Origin of the sequence: Nosocomiicoccus massiliensis, assembly GCF_000438455.1 — a bacterium.
Lineage (GTDB): Bacteria > Bacillota > Bacilli > Staphylococcales > Salinicoccaceae > Nosocomiicoccus > Nosocomiicoccus massiliensis.
In genome coordinates, this window is the sequence record NZ_CAVG010000100.1 from 1 (window position 1) to 5,386 (window position 5,386).

At 35.7% G+C, this 5,386-nt stretch carries 5 protein-coding genes; 2 read left to right on the forward strand and 3 right to left on the reverse strand.

Features of this window, described 5'->3' with window-relative positions; translation table 11 throughout:
* On the forward strand, positions 1-1,314 hold a 1,314-nt coding region (locus TJ68_RS04480; RefSeq protein ID WP_238316035.1), incomplete at its 5' end, for an NtaA/DmoA family FMN-dependent monooxygenase.
* A 100-nt stretch (positions 1,315-1,414) separates the two neighbouring features.
* Here TJ68_RS04480 and TJ68_RS04485 read toward each other — a convergent pair.
* From TJ68_RS04485 to TJ68_RS08685, 3 genes are all read right to left on the reverse strand, one after another.
* Positions 1,415-2,149, reverse strand: a complete 735-nt coding sequence (locus TJ68_RS04485) for a glucose 1-dehydrogenase (RefSeq protein WP_040928974.1) — start codon at positions 2,147-2,149, stop codon at positions 1,415-1,417.
* Positions 2,150-2,252: 103 nt separating this feature from the next.
* Positions 2,253-3,395, reverse strand: a complete 1,143-nt coding sequence (locus TJ68_RS08680; RefSeq protein WP_238316039.1) for a M3 family oligoendopeptidase — start codon at positions 3,393-3,395, stop codon at positions 2,253-2,255.
* Positions 3,334-4,059: a gluzincin family metallopeptidase gene (locus TJ68_RS08685; protein WP_238316037.1), complete on the reverse strand. Its 726-nt coding sequence runs from the start codon at positions 4,057-4,059 to the stop codon at positions 3,334-3,336. Before TJ68_RS08685 ends, TJ68_RS08680 begins: the two co-directional genes overlap by 62 nt.
* A 183-nt stretch (positions 4,060-4,242) precedes the next feature.
* Here TJ68_RS08685 and TJ68_RS04495 point away from each other — a divergent pair.
* The coding region (locus tag TJ68_RS04495) for a malate:quinone oxidoreductase (protein ID WP_040928975.1) at positions 4,243-5,386 on the forward strand (1,144 nt) is incomplete at its 3' end.

Genomic DNA, 5,386 nt, shown 5'->3' on the forward strand with positions numbered 1-5,386 from the left:
ATAGTGGAGAGGTTAATGACAATGAAACACATGCATTTATCCGTTTTAGCTTATAGTACAGGTCTACATCCTGCTTCTTGGAGACTACCACATTCATATGTTGAAGAAGTTGGAGATATTGATTTTCAAATTAAGTTAGCGAAATTAGCTGAAAAAGGTAAACTGGATGCCTTTTTCTTAGGTGATGGCCAATATATTTCTGGAGAAGAAACGGGACATATCTCTTATTACTTTGAACCACTAACGGCACTTGCTGCAATTTCACGTGAAACACATTCAATTGGTTTGATAGGTACCATTTCTTCTTCTTTTTATGAACCTTATCTTGCAGCACGTATGCTTTCAAGTTTACATCAAATATCTCATGGGCGTATTGGGGCAAATATTGTAACATCTCAATTTGATTTAGAAGCACAAAACTATTCGATGCAAGCTTTACCACATCTTGAAAAACGATATGAACGAGCAGATGAATTTATTAATGTAATGAAAAAATTATGGGAGTCATTTACTGTAGAGGCTATCGTTAATCACAAAGACTCAGGGATTGGTTTAAATCATCAGTATATTCATCCACTTCATTATCAAGGAAAGTATTTTCAAGTTGCCGGAGCTATTAACATTCCAACACCAAAATATGGTCGACCACGTTTATTTCAAGCAGGAACTTCCATTCCAGGTCGTGATTTAGCAGTACGACACGTGGATGCTATATTTTCAATTGCATGGAATATACAAGATGGCCAACAGTTCAGACAAGACATTCATCAACGGGCCATGGAAGCAAATCGTCAACCCCCTCTTGTATTACCAGGTCTCACCGTTTATGTTGATGAGAATGAAGAGGATGCTTATAAACTTAAGCAACAATTAGATGATATGATTCCACTTGAAAAACGCAAGAAACAATTATCTAAAGCCATTGGTTTAGATATAAGTGAGTGGACACTAGATGAAGTCGTGCCATCATTACTACCTTATGAAGCTTTAGAGAAAAAAGTTGTAAAATCTATGTATAAAGCCATACAACGTGCCGTTAAGACTGAGCAACTTACATTAAGAGATTTATTAGATCGTTTTGGTACTTGGGTAGGGCATAAGACAATAGTAGGAACTCCTGAACAAGTGGCGGATGAAATGATAGAATGGTTTGAAAAAGAAGCGTGCGATGGTTTTATGTTGATGGCCCCGACGTATCCAGAATCATTTGAAAAATTTATTCATTTAGTGATACCAATTCTTCAAGAACGTGGAGTGTTTAGAAGAGATTATGAGAGTCATCTGTTAAAAAATCATTTGGGTATAAAAAACTAAAAATAAACCGCATCATTAACCGATACGCAGAAGCATATCATCGATGATGCGGTTTTTTAGAATTTATACAACGCTATTTATATTTTAATTGATTTATCATTTATAGTGCCGTAATACCACCATCTATAACAAATTCTGATCCTGTAGAATAAGAAGCATCGTCAGAGGCTAAGAAACATACAAGGTTAGATACTTCTTCTGGCTGCGCCACTCTACGCATTGGAATTGTTTTTTCAAATTCTTTAACGGCTTCTTTAACATCTTCTTGCTCTAACATTGCTGTTTTTATAACACCTGGGTGTACTGAATTAACTCTAATATTGTATGGAGATAATTCTTTAGCTGCAGCTTTTGTCATACCTCTGACCGCAAATTTTGTATCTGTATAGCCAATTGCACCACCAACAAGACCATTAATTGAAGAAATATTGATGATTGACCCTTGTTTTTGACTTTTCATAATTTCAGATACAGTTTTGATGCCTAAAAATACAGATACTTGATTAATATTTACAATCTTCATATAATCTTCTAATGATATTTGGTCAATTGTTTTATTGTATGTGATTCCAGCATTATTAACCAATACATCAATTCGATTCCATTTGTTCATAACTTCTTGAATGACATGATTCCAATCTTCTTCTTTAGATACATCTTGTTTGATAAATAAAACATCGTCTCCAAGAGAATTAGCTGTTTTTTGACCTAATTCATCATTAATATCAGTAATCACGACTTTTGCGCCTTCAGCTATTGCTTTTTTGGCATGAAGTTCTCCCATACCTTGTGCGCCACCAGTAATAACGATGACTTTATCTTGTAATTTTCCCATTGTAAAACATCCTTTCTCTAAATTAATATTGTTCATAATGTTATGGTATATCTAACTCCATCAAGAAGCTAAAAAGTCACTTATATTTATATAGTTTTTTAATTTAAACGTAAGACTCTGTCAGTTCTAAGAATTCTTCAATGTCTTTATACACGGAATCTAATGCTTCTTGCCAGAAGTCTGGTTTACGTAAATCAACGTTTAAATGCTTTTCAGCTAGATCTTCTGTTGTCATGCTCGCAGTATCACGTAGAAGTGCGATGTAGTCATCTTCACTTACGTTTTTATCTTCTAAGAAGCGGTTGTATATTCCTAAGCTGAAGAAGTATCCAAATGTATACGGGAAGTTATAGAACGGTACACCCGTAATATGGAAGTGTAATTTTGTTGCCCAGAACATCGGATGATAAGATTTCAGCGCATCTTCGTATGCTTCTTCTTGAGCATCTTTCATCAGTTCTTTTAGTCTATTGCTGTCTAACGTTCCTTTTTGACGTTCATCATATAAATTACGTTCAAAGATATAGCGTGCGTGGATATTCATCATGAATGCCACACTTCTAGAAATTTTCTCGTCGATTAAATTGATTTTCTCTGCGTCTGACGTCGCGTTTTCAATCGTTGCGTTTGAAACGACCAGTTCAGCGAATGTAGATGCTGTTTCAGCAACATTCATAGCATAGCGTTGGTTAAGTAATGGTAAATCACGCATGACATAACTATGGAACGCATGTCCGAGTTCGTGTGCGAGTGTTGAGACGTTACCTGTGCTACCTGCAAACGTCATAAAAATACGTGACTGTTTTGATTCTGGAAGGTTTGAACAGTATCCACCTGGACGTTTTCCTGGACGATCTTCCGCTTCAATCCACTGCTCTTCAAATGCACGACGAGACATCTCTGCCATCTTTGGACTAAATGATTTAAAGTTATCGATAATAAACTCTGCCGCTTCATCGTACGTATATTTTTTGTTCTTATAGTCTCCGACATCTACACTTGCGTGCACGTCGAGCCATCCTAATTGATCGACACCAAGAAGCTGTGCTTTTCTTTCGAAGTATTTCTTTAAAGGTGATTTATTTTTAGCAATCGTATCCCACATCGTATCGAGAGTATTTTCTTCCATACGGTTGTAGTCTAACGGTACTTTCATATAATCTTTATAGTCATGAAGTTCATAGTTATTTAAACGGAACCCTGATAGATGGTTTAACGTAGTAGCAAATAAATCTGCTTTTTTTATTCCACTCTTCTTCCCAAATTTTTAACAGTTCTTCACGCTTCTCCGGATTTTCTTCTGATCCCATTTTATTTTCAAATTGCCCTGCTGAGTAATACTTAGTCTCGCCGTCTTCAGTGACAGGGATTTGAATAGACGCAACGAGTTGATTGTACATATTGCCCCAACCGTGTAAGCCATCGAGTGATAAGCTATTGATAATTGTTTCTTCTTCTGTCGATAATAAATCCGCTTCGTTTTTACGAATTTCTTTTAAAGGGAAACGCATCGCGTTAAAGAAGTCATCTTCTAATAACGTGTTAAATTGATCTTCAGTAAGTGCACTGATTTTTTTATTTAAAATAATAATCTCAGATGAGAAATCTTTACGTAAATTAGCTACAGCATTCGTATTTTTTAATGCCTTTTGATCCGTAATATTTGCAGATGCTAATCCGTTAGAGAAACTTCCCATCTCGCCAAGCGCGTTTGAAATTTCTTCGTATTGCTCTAATAAACTCTTTAGTGGTGCAAAATCATTAGAACTTTCGTCGAAATTCCACTCCCCTAGTGTTTTAGAGAACTCTGTAATACTGTCACTCACTTCTACTAAACGATTTTGGAAAGCAGAAGATTCACTTCCACCAGGAAACACACTTTCCATATCCCAATTATCTTTGTAATTCATCCAATTCCTTCCTTTCAGAGTAAAATGTAGTTACATTTATCATACAGGAAATAATTGAAAAGTGATATAAATCGCTTCCATTTTTTTACACATAAATATATTACATAAGATGTTAGAATAATATATATAGTTTTATGTTATAGAATTATTAGATAATTATGATAGAAGAAAGGATTTTTAATTATGACTGAATCAGACAATCAGCATAAAGATATTATTGTGATCGGTGCTGGTATTATCGGTACTTCGGTAGCGACGATGCTTTCAAAAGTGAGCCCGAACTGGAATATCGATATGTACGAAAGATTAGATGAAGCGGGAATCGAGAGTTCGAACGAAAAGAACAATGCAGGTACAGGTCACGCTGCTCTCTGTGAGTTAAACTATACTGTGGAACAAAAGGACGGCTCTATCGATGCTTCTAAAGCAGAAGTGATCAACGAGCAATTTGAACTGTCTAAACAGTTCTGGGGCAGTTTAGTGAAAAATGGTGATCTCACTAACCCTGAAGAATTCATTCAGCCACTACCGCATATTAGTTTTGTAATGGGCCCAACGAATGTTGAGTTTTTACGTAAACGTTATGAAAAACTTAAAACGATTCCTATGTTTGATAATATCGAGTACACAGAAGATATCGAAACGATGAGAGAATGGATGCCATTGATGATGCGAAATCGTAAACCAGGTCAGATAATGGCAGCGAGTAAGATCGATGAAGGAACTGACGTAAACTATGGTGCTTTAACGCGTAAATTAGCAGCATATTTAGAAAAGCAATCAAATGTCTCTTTAAAATATAACCATGAAGTGATCGACTTAACTCAAAGAGAAGACGGCAAATGGGAAGTTCTCGTAAGAAATAGAGCGACGAAAGAGAAGTTCGTAAAAGTAGCAGATAAAGTATTTATCGGAGCTGGGGGTTACTCTATTCCACTACTTCAAAAGAGTGGCATTACTCAAAGGAAAAATGTCGGAGGATTCCCTATTACTGGTCAATTTTTAGCGTGTAAAAATAAAGATATTATTAAACAACATCACGCGAAAGTATACAGTAAAGAACCTCTTGGTAAGCCACCTATGACAGTACCGCATCTCGATACACGTTATATCGATGGAGAAAGTACGTTACTATTTGGACCATATGCAAATATCGATCCGAAATTCTTAAAATACGGTTCGTTCTTTGACTTATTTGGCTCAGTAAAACCTTATAATATTACAACGCTATTATCATCAGCAGCTAAAAATATACCACTCATTAAATACTCGATTGACCAGATGGTGATGACTAAAAAAGGTTATATGAACTACTTAAGAACATTCA

Coding starts and splice junctions, on each gene's coding strand:
- TJ68_RS04485 (WP_040928974.1), bottom strand. CDS start 2,149: ATGGGAAAATTACAAGATAAAGTCATCGTTATTACTGGTGGCGCACAA.
- TJ68_RS08685 (WP_238316037.1), bottom strand. CDS start 4,059: ATGAATTACAAAGATAATTGGGATATGGAAAGTGTGTTTCCTGGTGGA.